This window comes from Trinickia violacea, assembly GCF_005280735.1.
GTDB classification, from domain to species: Bacteria; Pseudomonadota; Gammaproteobacteria; order Burkholderiales; family Burkholderiaceae; genus Trinickia_A; species Trinickia_A violacea.
Map to the genome: position 1 here is coordinate 2,228,088 of NZ_CP040078.1, position 15,347 is coordinate 2,243,434.

Here is a 15,347-nt window from a genome sequence, read left to right on the forward strand (position 1 = left end):
AAATGTCGTGTTTTGCGATGGCTGGCAAGCTTGCGGTTCTCTGCGCGATTGCAGGAGCCGCTCATGAAGCCAGCCGCACTCGTGACACTGACCATGCGCGAACTCGACCGACTCAAAGTCGTCCAGGCGATTGTCGAAACCGGCCTGAAGCCTGGTCGGGCAGCTGAGCGGCTAGGTTTGACGGTGCGGCAAGTCGAACGGCTGGTGCAGCGCTATCGTGAGTCAGGTCCAGCCAGCCAGGCTTCGCGCAGGCGCGCTCGTCCGGGCAACCGCAGGCTGGATGAAGGATTGGCGCTGCGTGCACTAGCAATCATTCGCGAGCGCTACGCGGATTTCGGACCGACGCTGGCCTGCGAGAAGCTGCGCGAATGCCATGGTCTGACGCTGTCCAAGGAAACGGTGCGGCACCTGATGACGGACGCGGGCCTCTGGGTGCCGCGCGCGCAGCGCCCGCCCAAGGTCTACCAGCCGCGGGCACGCCGCGCGTGTTTGGGCGAGCTGGTGCAGATCGACGGCAGCGCCCATCACTGGGCCCGGGTCCTGGCGCGGCTTGGCCACGACGTGCGGCTCATCGCAGCCCAGTTCGTGCGGCCGTTCGTGAAGTCGAACAAAAATGACGCGGCCGACGCCGCGGCGATCTGGGAAGCGGCCCAGCGCCCTGGCATGCGGTTCGTCGCCGTCAAGACGGAAGACCAGCAGGCCATGCTTGCGATGCACCGCATACGCCAGCAACTGGTCCGAATTCGCGTCATGCAGGTCAACCAGCTTCGTGGACTGCTCTACGAATTCGGCGTTGTGTTGCCGCAAGGCCGTCGTGCATCGATCGAGGCCGCCAAAGCCGCGCTGGCGTCACTGGCTGAGCAGTTGCCGGCCATGCTGGCAGACAGCCTCCAGGATCAGCTCTCGCGACTTCGCATGCTCGACGAACAGATCGCACGGATCTAGCAGCACATTCTCGACTGGCGCCGCAACGATGATGCGTGCCGACGCATCTCCGAGATTCCTGGCGTCGGGGTACTTACGGCGACTGCTGCAGTATCGGTCATCGGGCAGGCAAAGACATTCGGGTCCGGACGTGAGTTTGCTGCGTACCTGGGCCTCGTACCGCGACAGAACAGCTCCGGCGGCAAGGTAAAGCTCGGTGGGATAAGCAAACGCGGTGACGTGTATTTGCGAACGCTACTGATCCACGGCGCGCGTTCGGTCATCTCGAGTTCGAAGCATCTGCCGGAACGTTTGCGTGCCCTGCTAGCGCGACGCCCGACGAACGTCGTTGCCGTCGCACTAGCCAACAAGATGGCTCGCACGATCTGGGCGCTGCTGGCGTACGGTCGAACGTATCAGGTAGCACCCACGCAGTGAGCACGCTTCAAAACCTATAACCCTATTCACGGTTGCACAGGTGTATTGAACGATGGCAAGACAGGTTGGACCGCGCAAAGGCAAGCCTGAGACATTTCTCGGACCTCGAGTCCGCCTTTTAGATTAGGACCTTTGCGGCGAAATCCATCGGGGCCGGCGGGTATATCCCGCGATCGAGTCCGGATATAAGTCCGCAACCACCCTCCTCGCTGCGCACAATCGCCTTGCAAATGGGAGGCGACCATATAAGAAATGTCGTGTTATGGATAGTTTGAGCGCCGGACATCCATCTGCGAGCACCGGCGATGAACGCGACTGGGACGATCACCATGACGATGCGTGAAGTGAAGCGGCTGAAGGTTATCGAGGCGGTGACCGACGCACGGCTCAAACCGGGTCAGGCGGCCGAACGGTTGGGACTGAGCGTGCGGCAGGTTGAGCGGCTCGTGCTGCGCTATCGCGCAGCCGGCGTGATGGGACTGGTGTCAGGCAGGCGTGGGCGCCCGAGCAACCATCAGTTGCCTGCTGGCAGAGCGCAGCGGGCGCTGGCGTTGATCCGCGAGCGCTATGCGGATTTTGGCCCGACGCTGGCGTGCGAGAAGCTGCGCGAGTGCCATGGCGTTGATCTAGCCGTCGAGACGGTACGTACGCTGATGAGGGCTGCGGGTCTGTGGGTGCCACGCAAGGAACGTCCGCCCAAGGTCTACCAGCCGCGTAACCGCCGCGCGTGCTTGGGCGATCTGATTCAGATCGATGGCAGCGACCACCGCTGGTTCGAGGACCGGGCGCCGGCGTGCACGCTGCTGGTATTCATTGACGATGCGACCGGGCGGCTGATGGCGCTGCACTTCACGGCAACGGAGTCGACCTTCAGCTATTTCGAGGCGCTGGCGAAGTATCTGGGTTCGCACGGCAAGCCGGTGGCGTTCTACAGCGACAAGGCCAGCGTCTTTTACGTGAAGCAACGCTCGCAGACCGCGGGCAAAGGTGTCACGCAGTTTGGCCGGGCGCTCTACGAGCTCAATATCGACGCGTTCTGTGCGAATACGAGCCAAGCCAAGGGGCGCGTGGAGCGGGCCAATTTGACGCTGCAGGATCGGCTCGTCAAGGAACTGCGGCTGCGTGGTATCAGCACGCGCGAGGCAGCGAACGCCTGGGCGCCCTCCTTCATCGCCGACTTTAACCGGCGTTTCGGCAAGCCACCGAAGAGCGATCACGATGCTCACCGGTCGCTACACGCCGACGAGGATCTGCGGCAGATACTGGCGTATCGCGTGCCGCGCAGGGTATCCAATGCGCTGACTGTGCAGTACGACAGCGTGATGTACCTGCTGGACGACACGTCTGAGCGGCCGCTTGCTAACGGCAACGGCGAACGGCCGCGACCGACTTTGACGAACGCGCACTTTCGACCCGTTTCAGCCAGTCGCCTTTCCTCAAAGCGGCCGCTCAGGATAGTTTGCAATGCTTAAAACCATTCAATACGTCGGAAACGTCGGAATGGAACCGAAAGCACCTACGTCAATTGAGACGCTGACCGCTTGCCAACGACCTGCATCGGCTGCTCTTGCTTGCTCCGCCTGACGCGCCAAATGGAAAGCGTCGCTTCCGAGCAGAATGTGCGGGGGTACTGTCTCCGTGTCGGCGATCCGGAGGATAACCTGTGCAACTTTGATGGGGTCCCCAGACTCATTGCCCCAATAGCCTTCCAGCTGTTTCATGCTTGCACCGACTGACGGTTCGTAATTTGGCAATAAGACCGGTCGGTCTGCGTTCGCACGCTTTCCCCAATTGGTACGCATTCCACCCGGCTCAAGCGCGGTAACCTTGACGCCGAACGGTGCAGTCTCCTGTGCCAGACCTTCGGTGAAGCCACCGACGGCCCACTTCGACGCGAAATAGGCCGCGTTGCCCGGGAACGCCGTACGACCACCCAACGAAGAAATCTGAATAATGTGTCCGCTACGCTGCCGCCGCATGATCGGAAGCGCCGCGCGAGTGAGATTCACGACACCGAAAAAGCACGTCTCGACCAGCCGGCGAAACTCGTTCGAGGGAACCTGCTCGAACGGACGTGTGTCCCCGTACCCGGCATTGTTCACGAGCACGTCAAGTCGCCCGAAGCCATCGATCGCCGCATCGACGGCCGCCTGACCTTGGGACTCGTCCGTGACGTCGAGTTCGACCGCCCGGACATTCGCGCCGTATTGCGCTACCAGTTCGTCCAACTGGCGGACGTTACGGGCGGTCGCGACGACCCGGTTTCCGGCGGCCAAAGCTGCCTCGGCAATGATTCGACCCAGACCGCTTCCGCTTCCTGTAATTAGCCAAACTTTAGACATATTGAATTTCCTTTTCATTAAATGTATGACTAGCCAGTCATTTAAATGAGAAAAAATTTACCGCAATGCTTTCCACAGGAACTCGAATGTCGACATGCAGACCTCTTCGGCATGCTTCGGGTCCCGACTCATGAAATCCATTGTCGTGTTCGCCAGGGACTCCACGACTGCTCCGACGAACGCCGAATCCTGATCCCGCAACGCGCCATGACGCGCAACCTGACGAATCAGGTTGACGGACCGATGGGCGGCAGCGAACCCCGCCATTTTTGTCGATTCCAGTACGTCCTCCGACACGCTCAGCTGGGCGAGAACTCGACGCTTCTCGCCATTGGCTGCGCCCCACCGAGTCCACCGCGCCCATACGTGCAGCAACTGTTCGCGCTCGTCCCCGCGTTCGATAGACCATCGTCAACGGTGGAAATCAACTCTTCCTTGATCTCGATATAGAGCGCGTTGAACAGCTCGACCTTGGTCGGAAAATACGTGAACAGGGAGCCATTAGGCACCCCCGCTTCTTTCGCGATGGCGGCCGCGACAACGAGGCCCTTTGCGAGCACCGCGCCGGGCACGCTGCCGAGCGTCAGGGCATAGACCACGGCCATCGCAACACCCACGACGATATGGAAAAGTTGTTGGAAGCTCCAGGTCGTTGCGATCGGCGGTGCCAGCGGACCGGCTAGCTTCAGCAGCAGCGTCAGGAGTCCGCCGCGCGCCGTCACAATGTGGAGACGGTCGGCGACAATTAGCATCCCGGTATTAATGAGGGTTGCAAGGATGCCGGCGACGAGACCTGTAAAAACGGGGGCGCCGGCGCGATGTCGCACAGAATTCCGGAGTGATTTCCGCACGGAGGTGTTCATGGAGGCGTTTCCAAAAGGCATACGTCACCGCAAACACGTCCCGTTCGGCTTTATTCCCGAATGGCCACTCGAATTGCGAAGATGAGCTGCTTTAGCTTCCAGGTCGACTAATCATGGATCAGTTTGGAATAACGTCGACTGAACTGTGTTCACCATGATGTATCGAGCCAATGTTCTCGATACCTAAGCAAATTGCCCTGCCCCACTCTCGAATTGAAGGAGACACATCATGAAGACCCTCGTTTGCCTCACGTTCGCCATCGGCGCACTGGCCGGCTCGGCGCAGACCTTCGCACAGGTCCCCTCGGGCCAGTTGACACGCGCCCAGGTGCGTGCGGATCTCATTCGTGTCGAGCAGGCGGGGTACAACCCGCACGCTGGCGACGATCCTGACTATCCCGCCGACATCCAGGCAGCCGAAGCGAAGATTGCGGCACAGGACGGCGACCGGCCGGCAGCCAATGACATAGGCGGCGTGGCGGAGACCCGCTCGTCGCAGGGTGGCCCGGCGTTCCGGCCAACGCTGCCCGGCTCCCTATTTTTTGGGCGCTGATACCGTGGCGCCGTGCATGTCGCGTGCGTCAGGACCGCTCTATGCCTCCTGAACCGCATCCCCTCAGATTCCGTCAGCCACCCGGTATCGGCATTACGGCGCCTGCACCTGAACCGGCGCACCGGCTTTGCCCGACGTCTGGGGCGCGATCACGAGGTAGCGGCGCCTGTCGCCCGCGGCACTCACGCCCGGCGCGACCACCTGGCGAATCTGGCCGATCGTGTTGACGATTGCCGAACCGGCCGGATTGGTCATGAAGCTCGCCAACACATCGATATTGCCGCTGCCGTCTGGATGGTCCGACAGGCCAAGAACATACGGCTGCTTGGGCTGCAGTCCGGTGACCGCGGCTTGCAACACCTGCACGAGACCCTGTTCGAACAGCGCGACGTTGGTGGGAGCAGCGGCGGAACCCGCCGACTTGCCCATTCCCGCCGGCACCATCGTCAAGTGATCGGTTTGTCCTGCCAGACCGAGCGGCACCGTATTCTGGGCGCCGTCCCCCTCCGGCACGGCGTTCGGCACGTAGGTCACCGCCTGCGGCGCCTGGCCGATCGGCACAGTGGCGATGACCGTATTGGTCAGCGTGTCGACGGCGGCCATCGCATCGGCGTTTTCGAGGCCTACATACACGCGGCTGCCATCGCCCGACGGCCAGATGCCATGCGGCAGACTGCCGACGGGGATGGTTGCGACCTGCGAGAAGTCGTCGGTGCGGAACACCTTGACCAGATTCAGACCACCCACCGTGACATAAGCAAACATGCCGTTGGCGTTGTGCACGATGTTCACGTGATTCGTGATGGGACCGGTATCGAGCGTCTTAAGCAATGCGAATGGAGGACGCGCATCGAAAACCTGGGTCTTGCCCACGTCCTTGAGCGTGAACCACACCTGCTTGCCATCCGGCGTGGCCGCGAGATCCGGGCAGAACGGACTCGCCTGCTCTACCTTGCCGACGATCTTGTGATCGGCAACAGAGATGACTTCGGTCTCCGGATTGAATGACGAACACACGTACCCATACTTGCCGTCCGGCGAAAAAATCTGCATGCCTGGGCCGGCTGGAACGATGATGCGGGCCTTTTCTTCGAACGTCGTTCCATCGAGCACCGACACGTAGTTCTCGCCACGCACCGTTACCCAGACCTCCTTGCCGTCAGGGGTGAAAAACGCCTCGTGCGGCGAGCGGCCAACGTAGGTGACGTGTTTGACAGCATTCGTTTGCGTATCGATGAACGAAACCGAGTTTGAGCCGATGGACACCACCGCGATCGTCCGATGGTCCGGCGAGTAGCCCATGCCGTGCACCAGCAACTGACCGTGATACAGCGGGCTGAAGTTGGCGGGCGTCGGGTCGCCCAGGCGAATCAAGCCTACGAGTTTGCTCGCGGCGGGATCGATCACTGACACCGTGTTCGAAAACTGCTCGGCGGCATAAACACGGTCGTGATGACTGACCGGCACATCCGCATCCGACAGCGCCCCTGGGGCCTGGCCGGCCGATGCGAATTGCGCCGCAGCCATGGCGATCGCGGCCAGCGCGGCCGCAAGAATCGGGATAGGTTTCATCACGGCTCCTGGTGCGCGTTCATCGCGCTATTCAGATGCCCGCCGTTACGGGACATCGGTTGTGTTGGCGCGGGATTGGAAGCGGGTGCTTGCGGGTCGGGCGCGGGTGCCGGCTGGGGCAGCGGCTGCCCCAGCGCGAGCCGCATGGCGACGATTTCCTGCTGCTGCCCGATGATGATCTCCTGCGCGATGCGTCGCAATTGCTCGTTGTGCCCGAAGCGCAACTCCGCCTGCGCCATGTCGATCGCGCCCTGATGGTGAGGCACCATCATCGCCACGAAATCCTGGTCGACGTTGCCTGTCGGTTTGACGGACATGCCATCCATCATCTTCGTCATGGCTTTTTCATTCTCGGAGAGGAATGGACCTTCGTCGGCGCTTGCGCCGTCCGGCCCCGCAGCGAACACGGCGCCCGGTGTGCTCATCAAGGCCAGCGCCGCAGCGGCCGCCATGGTCGAGCGTGTGATCGATCGGAAAACGGAAGCCATGGAACGAACTCCTACCCAGTATGAGCCCAACGAGCCCTAGTCTCGCATTGGAAGACTCGAATTCCTTGCGTTGCTTGCAGAGCAACGGTACGTGAACACAGTTGCTCTTGCTCGTAGGTTTTCCCCGCGGCACGATGGTCTCACTCGACGAGCCAGACTACAGGTTCGCGTAAACAGATGGATGAATGCCCATGAAGATCCTGATTGCAGGCTTTCAACACGAGACCAACACGTTCGCGCCGACCAAGGCGTCGTTTCAGAGCTTCATTCAAGGCGAAGGTTTTCCGCCGCTGGCACGCGGCGTCGACGTGCTGAATCTGCGCGACGTGAACGTGCCGATCGGCGGCTTCATCAAGGTCGCGCAGGCGCAAGGACATGAGCTGATTCCCGTGATCTGGGCTGGCGCGAGCGCGTCGGCGCACGTGAACGTGGACGCATTCGAGCGCATTGCAGGCGAGATCATCGACGCTGTCAAAGCGGGTGGCTTCGATGCCGTCTATCTGGATCTGCACGGAGCGATGGTCGCGGAGCACACCGACGACGGCGAAGGCGAGTTGCTTGAACGCGTGCGCGCGGTGGTCGGCGACAGCATGCCGCTCGTCGTGTCGCTCGATTTGCATGCGAACATGACCGATCGAATGTTGAGGCACGCGGATGCGATGGTTGCCTACCGGACCTACCCGCACGTCGACATGGCCGAAACGGGCGCGCGCGCAGCGTATCTGCTCGACAGGCTGATCGCCGAGAAACGCAAATTCACGCGCGTCGTCCGGCGCATTCCATTTCTGATTCCGGTGAACGCCATGTGCACGCTGATTGCGCCCGCCCATGACATGTACACCGCACTGGCATCGCTCGAGCGCGATACGATCGTGTCGCTGTCGTTTGCGCCGGGTTTTCCGGCTGCGGACTTCCCCGAGTGCGGTCCGGTGATCTGGGGTTACGGATTCGATAGCGACGCGCTCACGAAGGCGATCGACACGCTGTACGCCAGAATGCTCGCGGAGGAATCGTCATGGGAAGTGCCGTTCCTCACGCCCGACGAAGCGGTGATCGAAGCGATGCGGATCAGCCGGAACGCCGACAAGCCGGTCATCATCGCCGACACGCAGGATAACCCCGGCGTGGGCGGAGACTCGAATACGATGGGCATGGTGCGCGCGCTGCTGCGCCATGGCGCGACCGATGCAGCCGTCGGTGTGATCTGGGATGCGGACGCAGCGGGCGCAGCGCATCGCGCCGGTGTCGGCGCGCGCGTCGAGCTTGCGCTGGCGGGCCGCTCGGGCGTGCCCGGCGATGAGCCGCTGAAAGGCACGTTCGAGGTCGAGCATCTCTCCGATGGCCGCTTCCGCTTTGACGGCCCGATGCTCAACGGCATGACGGGCGAACTCGGACCGGTTGCGTGCCTGCGTATCGACGGCGTGCGAGTCGCTGTCAGCAGCATCAAGATGCAGATCTTCGATCGCAATCTCTATCGCGTCGCGGGCATCGAACCTGAGCAGATGAAAATTCTGGTCAATAAGAGCTCCGTTCACTTCCGTGCGGATTTTCAGGAGATTGCGGAGACCATTCTTGTCGCGAAAGCGCCCGGACCGATGGCTGCGGACCCAGCCGATCTGCCGTGGCAGCGTCTTGATCCGCACATCCGGGTGCGCCCGAAGGGGCCTTCCTTCGACGAGATTCGCTCAGCCGTCGCATGACGACACACTCGACCACGCGAACTTTGCATGCCTATCGGCGCGATTCAAGCTAGCGCGCTCATGAATGAAATCCACTTAGCAGGAGAATTCTCATGTCGGACCAGATCAACTCACGGCGCCGCTTTCTGCGGACTGCGGCAGTCGGTATCGGCGCAATGGAATTGAGCCTGGCAGGGCTGGTTCGCGCCCAGTCGAATCAACCTGCGCCAGGCGTCGCTGCGACGAATGGCGCGACGTCGAATGCGTCCTTCGACCAGATCAAACAGATCAATGCGGGCACGCTCAACGTGGGCTATGCGGAAGTCGGGCCGGAGAACGGTCCCGTCGCCATTCTGCTGCACGGCTGGCCTTACGACATCCATAGCTTCGTCGAAGTCGCGCCGTTGCTTGCCGCGGCGGGCTATCGGGTCATCGTTCCGTATCTACGTGGCTACGGCTCGACGCGTTTCCTTTCGGGCAAAACGATGCGCAATGGCCAGCAGGCCGTGGTCGCGGTCGACATCATCGCGTTGATGGATACGTTGAAGATCCAGAAGGCGGTGTTCGGCGCTTTCGACTGGGGCGCACGGACGGCGAACATCATCGCGGCGCTGTGGCCGGAGCGTTGTGCGGGGCAGGTTTCCGTCAGCGGCTATCTGATTGGCAGCCAGCAAGCCAACCAGGCGCCGCTGCCGCCGAAGGCCGAATTCGCGTGGTGGTATCAGTTTTACTTCGCCACGGAGCGCGGACGGCTCGGTTACGAGGCCAACCGGCATGATTTTTCGAAGCTCATCTGGCAGCTCGCGTCGCCGAAATGGAACTTCGACGATGCAACTTTTGACCGCTCCGCAGAGGCCTTCAAGAATCCAGATCATGTTGCGGTCGTGATTCACAACTATCGTTGGCGGCTGGGTCTCGTGAAAGGCGAGTCGCAATACGACGTGCTGGAAAGGCGTCTAGCAGCGGCGCCCGTCATCACGGTCCCGACGATCACGATGGAAGGCGACGCGAACGGCGCGCCGCATCCCGATCCGGCGGCCTACGCGAAGAAATTCACCGGCAAGTATCAGCACCGGAATATCGACGGCGGCATTGGTCACGATTTGCCGCAAGAGGCGCCGAAAGCCTTTGCCGATGCCGTGATCGACGTAGCACGCATGTGATCCGCCTTCGCATCATCCCCGCGGGTCGCCACGAAAGAAAGCGACGCCGCTTCAACCCATGAGGACATGAGATGTCTCAAGCCAATGTCTATGAAACGCTGAAGGAACTCGGGATTGAATTGCCCGCCGTCAGCGCACCGGCCGCCGCTTACGTCATGAGCGTGCAAACCGGAAATACGATCTATCTGTCCGGGCATATCGCCAAAAAGGACGGCGAGGTGTGGGCCGGCAAACTCGGCGACACTCTTTCGACGGATGACGGCAAGGCCGCGGCGCGGGCAACGGCCATCGACCTGCTCGCTACGCTGCATGCGCAAACGGGCGACCTGAATCGTGTGGCGCGGATCATCAAGGTGATGAGCCTGGTGAATTCGACGCAGGATTTCACGGACCAGCATCTGGTGACGAATGGCGCATCGGATCTGCTCGCGCAAGTCTTTGGCGAACGCGGCAAGCATGCACGCTCCGCGTTCGGCGTGGCGCAGATTCCGCTGGGTGCTTGCGTCGAGATAGAGCTGATTGCCGAGGTGCGATGACGCTCTGCGTCGAATGAAGGGCCGATGAGACGTCACCGCAACGCGGCAGCGGGCGCGCCCCGGCAGAATCACCCTCATCACCATCGTCGCAGGATTTGCCCACACCGTGACCACAAGGTTTCGTGGATTTACACGCCCAGACCATCGTCAGGTCACGCCCTCTTCACGTACGCACTACACCAGCCTGTTGCGTGGACCTGCTTGCCCGCGAAGATCGTGCAAGGGGCGGTCGCATCACCGGCTTTACCCTGGAAAAACTGGCAATTCGCACAAGCCTGACCTGCCTGAAATTTAGGGTACTTCGCGCGGTCGACCTTGCTCGCATCGGTCCTGTATCCGAGCGCTTGCGCGTTCGCATCGGACTCCTGCACGAGGGTCGTGTCGGCTGACGATTCGTGCGATAGGACGAGCGATGACGCAAGTCCCACAGCACTGATCATGAAACTGCGACGAGACGATTTCATGGCTTCACTCCAAGTTGTTTTCACGTTTGGTGCTTCGCTTGACCGTAGCGTTCAATACCGGACACGACCTGCGTTACGCCTGGATCAGGTAGTTGCGCATCAATCCGGAATCTTCGTGCTCCAGCATGTGGCAATGGTAGAGAAACAGGCCCGTGTAGCTCGCGAACCGTAGCAGCAGGCGGATACGCTCGCCGGGCATCAGCAACACGGTATCTTTCCACCTGTCGTCCATCAGTCCCGCTGCCAGCGTGCGGTAACCGGCCTTGAAGTCCGGCTGGATACTGCGCTCCAGCACGCGGAACTGCAGTCCGTGAACGTGCATCGCATGATGCCATCAGCATCATCGATTCCTCGTTGCGGAATTCCCATATTTCGGTGCTATCGTGTCGCACCGTCTCTGCTTTCGTCACTCCATCCATTTCGAAGCGACGTCCGTTGACGCCCCATACCATCATGCCCATCGTGATATCGAACACCCTCGGATTGCGGCCATTGATGGCATCCTGAGGGCGCACCGCCGGCAGCGATGCGAGTTGCGCCGGCAGTTCCATCTTCGTGTTCGCGCGCCGGTCGACACTGACCTTCATGACCGGGAATGATGTTCCGCTCGGTAACGATGTCTCTCCCATCATCCCCCCATTGCCATCCTCTAGATACGTGAACTGGTTCCGATCGTCGAACGAGCGGTCCTGAATCATCAGCGGGATATCGTAGGGGCCTTGCGGCAGTCCCAGAGCCGTCTCTTCATCGTCGTCGACAATCAACACCCCCGCCTGTCCGAAATAAATTTGCGCGCCGGTACGACTATCTGGGTGCGCATGGAACCAGTAAGTCGCCGCCCGATTGACGACCTCGAACTCGTAGACGTAATGCTGGCCGGTCGAGATCGCATCACGCGGATGCCCATCCATTGACGCTGGCACGTACAGGCCGTGCCAGTGGATGATGGTCGGTTCAGCTAGCTGGTTGGCGAAGTCGATGCGCACTTTCTGTCCGCGCCGCACGCGCAATACGGGTAGATAACCGTTCGACAGAAAAGCGAGGCTGCCGGGATCGCCCTTCACGACCTTGCCATCGTAACGCCAGACGCGAGTGGGTTGACCAGGCACGATCGGCACGTGGTCTTCCCTCGCGCTCAACTGAACGTCGAGGTCTGGAACGAACTGCGGATTCGCGGCGCGTGGTTGCGACCGGGCGTCTCGCAGCGTCAGAAGCCCGCACACGCCGGCCGCAACAAGACAGGACATCGTGGACGAGCGCAGAAAGGCGCGTCGCGTTGCATCCTCCAGTCGTGACATTTCAGTCTCCGTTGCCGCTGGCCTACACAATCATCGATTGAACATCCGGATCAGTTCGTCAGTGACGCCGGGTCTGGCTTGCGGCTTAAGGCGCTGCTTCGGACGAGGTGCTGATACGGAGGAACTTCTCGACAGGGAGCACAGCGATGACGCCGTCCGCACCCGTGTGCGCGATGGCCGTGATCTCCCTGATAAGCGCGTCGACATTCGGCTCCTGGGTAAAGATCTCGATCTTGATGTGCTCGGTCGTCCAGTCATTTAAAAACAGATTCGGGTGTTTGCCGAATCCTTTGACCTTGCTGACCGTGACACCGTGGACGTGAATCGCGCCGAGCCGCCTTTCGAGCGCCTCCAGCACGTCGGACCTGACGATGGCGACAACGCATCTGATTTCCATGATCTCCTCCTGAAATCGACTGAGTGAAAGGGTTATCCATATCATCCAGGTCAACGTTGGGTCACCCTTTTGGCGCCCATTTCGCATCGACCGCGGCCTGGATTTTTCCGGCGTCCCGAACCCCGCTTTGCGTCATCTGATACGCGATTTCCGCAGTCCCCTGGCACACCGCGCAGGTAACCGCCATCTCGTCTTCGAAGCATTGCAGGTTGGAACGGTGCTCAGCGCGGTTTTCGCAGCCACACCAGCAGTAAAGCTGGTTCAGTACCGCCGGAATCTGGGTCGCCACCCAGTACGAGTGCCTGACGTTCCCATCGGAGAATTGCTCGGGATCAAGAACATGGGACGCGTCCGATCGTCCGCTTGGAATGATGCGCAGGCCGTCCGGGCGCAGCATCCCAACCTGCCACGCTGGTTGACGATTGGGCGCTGCGGGCATGTCCGGTTTCGCGGTCACAAGCCCGAGCAACCGGTGCCTCGTAATGAGAGGAAACAGTGCGAACAACGCAGGGAAGACTGCGAACGCGAGAATTAGCAGTACCAGCAGACGCCATCTCCTGCCATCGGGGCGATGAGTGGTTGCGGGCGTGGCAATGGGCGCAAGCGCTCCGTGCCTACTCGCCGTTTGCCTTTTATGGTCGCGATGTTTCATTACAGCCTCTCTCCGGTCAATAGACCGCTACTGCGGGCAGACTTGCATGGCCAGGCACGACGTTTTCGACAACGGTTTCATGCCCTACCTGTTCCATCGTTTGAGGTGCGTCACGAACGCATCGGCACCAACGAAACCCGCGAGCTGGGCATCGGGCTGCTGCCGGCCGGTCTTGTCATAGAAGATCAAGGCCGGCGGCCCGAAAAGCCCAAAGCGCCGCAGCATCGCAGTGTCCTCCTCAGTGTTCTTCGTCACGTCGATGCGCAGCAGCTTCCAGTGAGCAAACTCTGCGACCACGCGTGAGTCGGCAAACGTAAAGCGTTCAAGCTCCTTGCAACTGATGCACCAGTCTGCGTAGAAGTCGATAATCACGGGTTGGCCAACTGCCGCCTTGAGCGCCTCATCCAGTTCTGCATTCGACCGTACCGCTTCAAACCGCGAGGTTGGATGTGCGTCCACATTGCTGACCGTCGACGATGAGCTGTGCATCACGCCACCGAGCGGTGCCAGGACATCGAAGTTGCCCGATGCAACACCAATGAATTCAGCGACTCCCCCAACTAGCAGCAATACGCCGAGCGCCTTTCCCACTCGGGAAATAGCGGGTGCATCGGGCTGTAGCGGGTCAATCGCCCGGAGCATCATGCTGGAACCGGTTAGCAAGAGCGCAATCAGCATCATCAGCAACCAGCTCGGCAATAGCGAATAGACAAACCACAACGCGGCAGCGAGCAGCATGACGCCAAGCGCGTTCTGTATCGCGACCATCCACCGTCCTACCTTCGGCAGCGCGTGTGCGCCGAGGGTCCCGATCACCAGCAGCGGAAGGCCAATTCCTATGGCCATCACGTATAACGCCAGTGCTCCACCGAGAACGTCATGACTGTTCGCGATGTAGAGCAACGCGCCTGCCAGTACGGGCGTGGAACACGGTCCGACGATCAGTGCGGAGAGCATGCCCATCGCGAACACCGGAAAAACTCGCCCACCCGGCAGGCGATTGCTCCACTCTGTAATTCTGGTTTGCCAACTGGCGGGCATTTGCAATCGAAATACACCGAACATACCCAGAGCGAAGAGCACCATCAGTACACCGAACGCAGCCAACACCCATGGCTTTTGAGTCACGGCAACTAGCGGGATGCCGATGAGCGCGGCAACGGTACCGGCGACCGCGTAGGTAATGGCAAGCCCTTGCACGTACGCGAGCGACAGCGCGAAGCCGCGCCTGAGGGACAACGGGTCCCGGCCGCTGATGACGGCCGTGACGATGGGGATGAGCGGGTACATGCACACCGTGCCTGCTATCAGCAGTCCGGCGAACAGAAAGCCCAGCAATTCGGGCAAGGAAATACCGTTCGCAGGATGCAGGTCGATTCCAGACACAGGTGACGACCGGCTCCCGCCGATACTCGGGATTTCCGCAATGCCGGCCCTAGCGTTGTTCCCTATTACGACGGATGTGGCAGAGCCGTCGGCCGCCACACGATAGCTTCGCGTCTGCGGCGGATAGCAAACACCCAGGTCCGCGCATCCCTGCGATGTGACGGACAGCACGACGCTGGTCGCTATGGGGCGAGCCAAAGGAAGGCGGATTTGCACCGGGCCGTGGTAGACGGTGACGCTCCCGAATGTCGGGTCATTTTTCAGTTCACCGGGCGGCATCTGGTCCGGCTTTATCGGTGTACCGTCAGCCGCAAAGCTGAACCTGTCCCGGTACAGGTAATAACCTGGTTGTGTGTCGAAATCGAGCACGACCTGTTGCGACGCGTTGACCGTGACCTTCAAGGGGAACGCCTGCTCAGGCGACAGCAGGTCGGACTCGTTCACCGCGTGGGCGGCCAGTGATGTCAGAACGAACAGCAAGCCTAGTGCGACGCGCAACACGCGATTGAGCGTGTCCGTCAGACGGCAGATGCCTCGCTGGTCGGTCATTGGTGTCGTTTGCATAGCTCGCCTCAGTCCATGCAAGCCGGGC

At 60.9% G+C, this 15,347-nt stretch carries 14 protein-coding genes and 2 pseudogenes; 6 read left to right on the top strand and 10 right to left on the bottom strand.

The window, feature by feature from the left end:
* The first annotated feature begins 93 nt into the window (after positions 1-93).
* Together FAZ95_RS32080 and FAZ95_RS32085 are read left to right on the top strand one after the other, a co-directional pair.
* Positions 94-1,362: pseudogene (locus tag FAZ95_RS32080) on the top strand (IS110 family RNA-guided transposase).
* Positions 1,363-1,667: 305 nt separating this feature from the next.
* Positions 1,668-2,705, top strand: a pseudogene (locus FAZ95_RS32085) (ISNCY family transposase); the annotation flags it as partial.
* A 135-nt stretch (positions 2,706-2,840) separates the two neighbouring features.
* Here FAZ95_RS32085 and FAZ95_RS32090 read toward each other — a convergent pair.
* Genes FAZ95_RS32090 through FAZ95_RS32100 form a run of 3 tightly spaced genes read right to left on the bottom strand, consistent with a single transcriptional unit; the run spans position 2,841 to position 4,567 of the window.
* Positions 2,841-3,704, bottom strand: coding sequence for an SDR family NAD(P)-dependent oxidoreductase (locus FAZ95_RS32090; RefSeq protein ID WP_137336432.1), 864 nt, complete (start codon positions 3,702-3,704; stop codon positions 2,841-2,843).
* Positions 3,705-3,761: 57 nt separating this feature from the next.
* Positions 3,762-3,971 carry a hypothetical protein gene (locus FAZ95_RS32095; RefSeq protein WP_137336433.1) on the bottom strand — a complete coding sequence of 70 codons (210 nt, stop codon included), beginning with the start codon at positions 3,969-3,971 and terminating at the stop codon, positions 3,762-3,764.
* A 32-nt stretch (positions 3,972-4,003) separates the two neighbouring features.
* Complete coding sequence (locus FAZ95_RS32100) at positions 4,004-4,567, bottom strand: TetR/AcrR family transcriptional regulator (protein ID WP_175425821.1); 564 nt, start codon at positions 4,565-4,567, stop codon at positions 4,004-4,006.
* A 229-nt stretch (positions 4,568-4,796) separates the two neighbouring features.
* On the opposite strand from FAZ95_RS32100, the gene FAZ95_RS32105 reads away from it, so the two are divergent.
* Positions 4,797-5,120 (top strand): DUF4148 domain-containing protein, encoded by a 324-nt coding sequence (locus tag FAZ95_RS32105; RefSeq protein ID WP_175425822.1) that lies wholly within the window; start codon positions 4,797-4,799, stop codon positions 5,118-5,120.
* A 93-nt stretch (positions 5,121-5,213) separates the two neighbouring features.
* On the opposite strand, the gene FAZ95_RS32110 is transcribed toward FAZ95_RS32105, so the two are convergent.
* Together FAZ95_RS32110 and FAZ95_RS32115 are read right to left on the bottom strand one after the other, a co-directional pair.
* Complete coding sequence (locus FAZ95_RS32110) at positions 5,214-6,692, bottom strand: YncE family protein (RefSeq protein ID WP_137336436.1); 1,479 nt, start codon at positions 6,690-6,692, stop codon at positions 5,214-5,216.
* Positions 6,692-7,180: a DUF305 domain-containing protein gene (locus FAZ95_RS32115; RefSeq protein WP_137336437.1), complete on the bottom strand. Its 489-nt coding sequence runs from the start codon at positions 7,178-7,180 to the stop codon at positions 6,692-6,694. The genes FAZ95_RS32110 and FAZ95_RS32115 overlap by 1 nt, the downstream gene beginning before the upstream one ends.
* 191 nt (positions 7,181-7,371) lie before the next feature.
* Here FAZ95_RS32115 and FAZ95_RS32120 point away from each other — a divergent pair, with 191 nt between their 5' ends.
* The 3 genes from FAZ95_RS32120 (at position 7,372) to FAZ95_RS32130 (ending at position 10,558) form a co-directional block, all read left to right on the top strand.
* On the top strand, positions 7,372-8,880 hold the full coding sequence (locus FAZ95_RS32120) for a M81 family metallopeptidase (protein WP_137336438.1): 1,509 nt from the start codon (positions 7,372-7,374) through the stop codon (positions 8,878-8,880).
* A 92-nt stretch (positions 8,881-8,972) separates the two neighbouring features.
* Positions 8,973-10,022 (top strand): alpha/beta fold hydrolase, encoded by a 1,050-nt coding sequence (locus tag FAZ95_RS32125; protein ID WP_137336439.1) that lies wholly within the window; start codon positions 8,973-8,975, stop codon positions 10,020-10,022.
* Between the two features lie 71 nt (positions 10,023-10,093).
* Positions 10,094-10,558 (top strand): RidA family protein, encoded by a 465-nt coding sequence (locus tag FAZ95_RS32130; RefSeq protein WP_137336440.1) that lies wholly within the window; start codon positions 10,094-10,096, stop codon positions 10,556-10,558.
* A gap of 152 nt (positions 10,559-10,710) precedes the next feature.
* Here the strand turns inward: FAZ95_RS32130 and FAZ95_RS32135 are convergent, their stop codons facing one another.
* The 5 genes from FAZ95_RS32135 to dsbD form a co-directional block, all read right to left on the bottom strand.
* A complete protein-coding gene (locus tag FAZ95_RS32135) occupies positions 10,711-11,022 on the bottom strand; it encodes a high-potential iron-sulfur protein (protein ID WP_137336441.1) in 312 nt (103 codons plus the stop codon).
* 20 nt (positions 11,023-11,042) lie between these two features.
* Positions 11,043-12,320: a multicopper oxidase family protein gene (locus FAZ95_RS40925; protein WP_437437754.1), complete on the bottom strand. Its 1,278-nt coding sequence runs from the start codon at positions 12,318-12,320 to the stop codon at positions 11,043-11,045.
* Between the two features lie 85 nt (positions 12,321-12,405).
* The gene (locus FAZ95_RS32145; protein WP_137336442.1) at positions 12,406-12,717 is read right to left on the bottom strand and encodes a P-II family nitrogen regulator; all 312 of its coding nucleotides are present in this window, start codon (positions 12,715-12,717) and stop codon (positions 12,406-12,408) included.
* A gap of 61 nt (positions 12,718-12,778) precedes the next feature.
* Positions 12,779-13,156 (bottom strand): CYCXC family (seleno)protein, encoded by a 378-nt coding sequence (locus tag FAZ95_RS40285; protein ID WP_254700030.1) that lies wholly within the window; start codon positions 13,154-13,156, stop codon positions 12,779-12,781.
* A gap of 297 nt (positions 13,157-13,453) precedes the next feature.
* Positions 13,454-15,319, bottom strand: a complete 1,866-nt coding sequence (dsbD, locus tag FAZ95_RS32155; RefSeq protein ID WP_137336443.1) for a protein-disulfide reductase DsbD — start codon at positions 15,317-15,319, stop codon at positions 13,454-13,456.
* Positions 15,320-15,347: the final 28 nt, after the last annotated feature.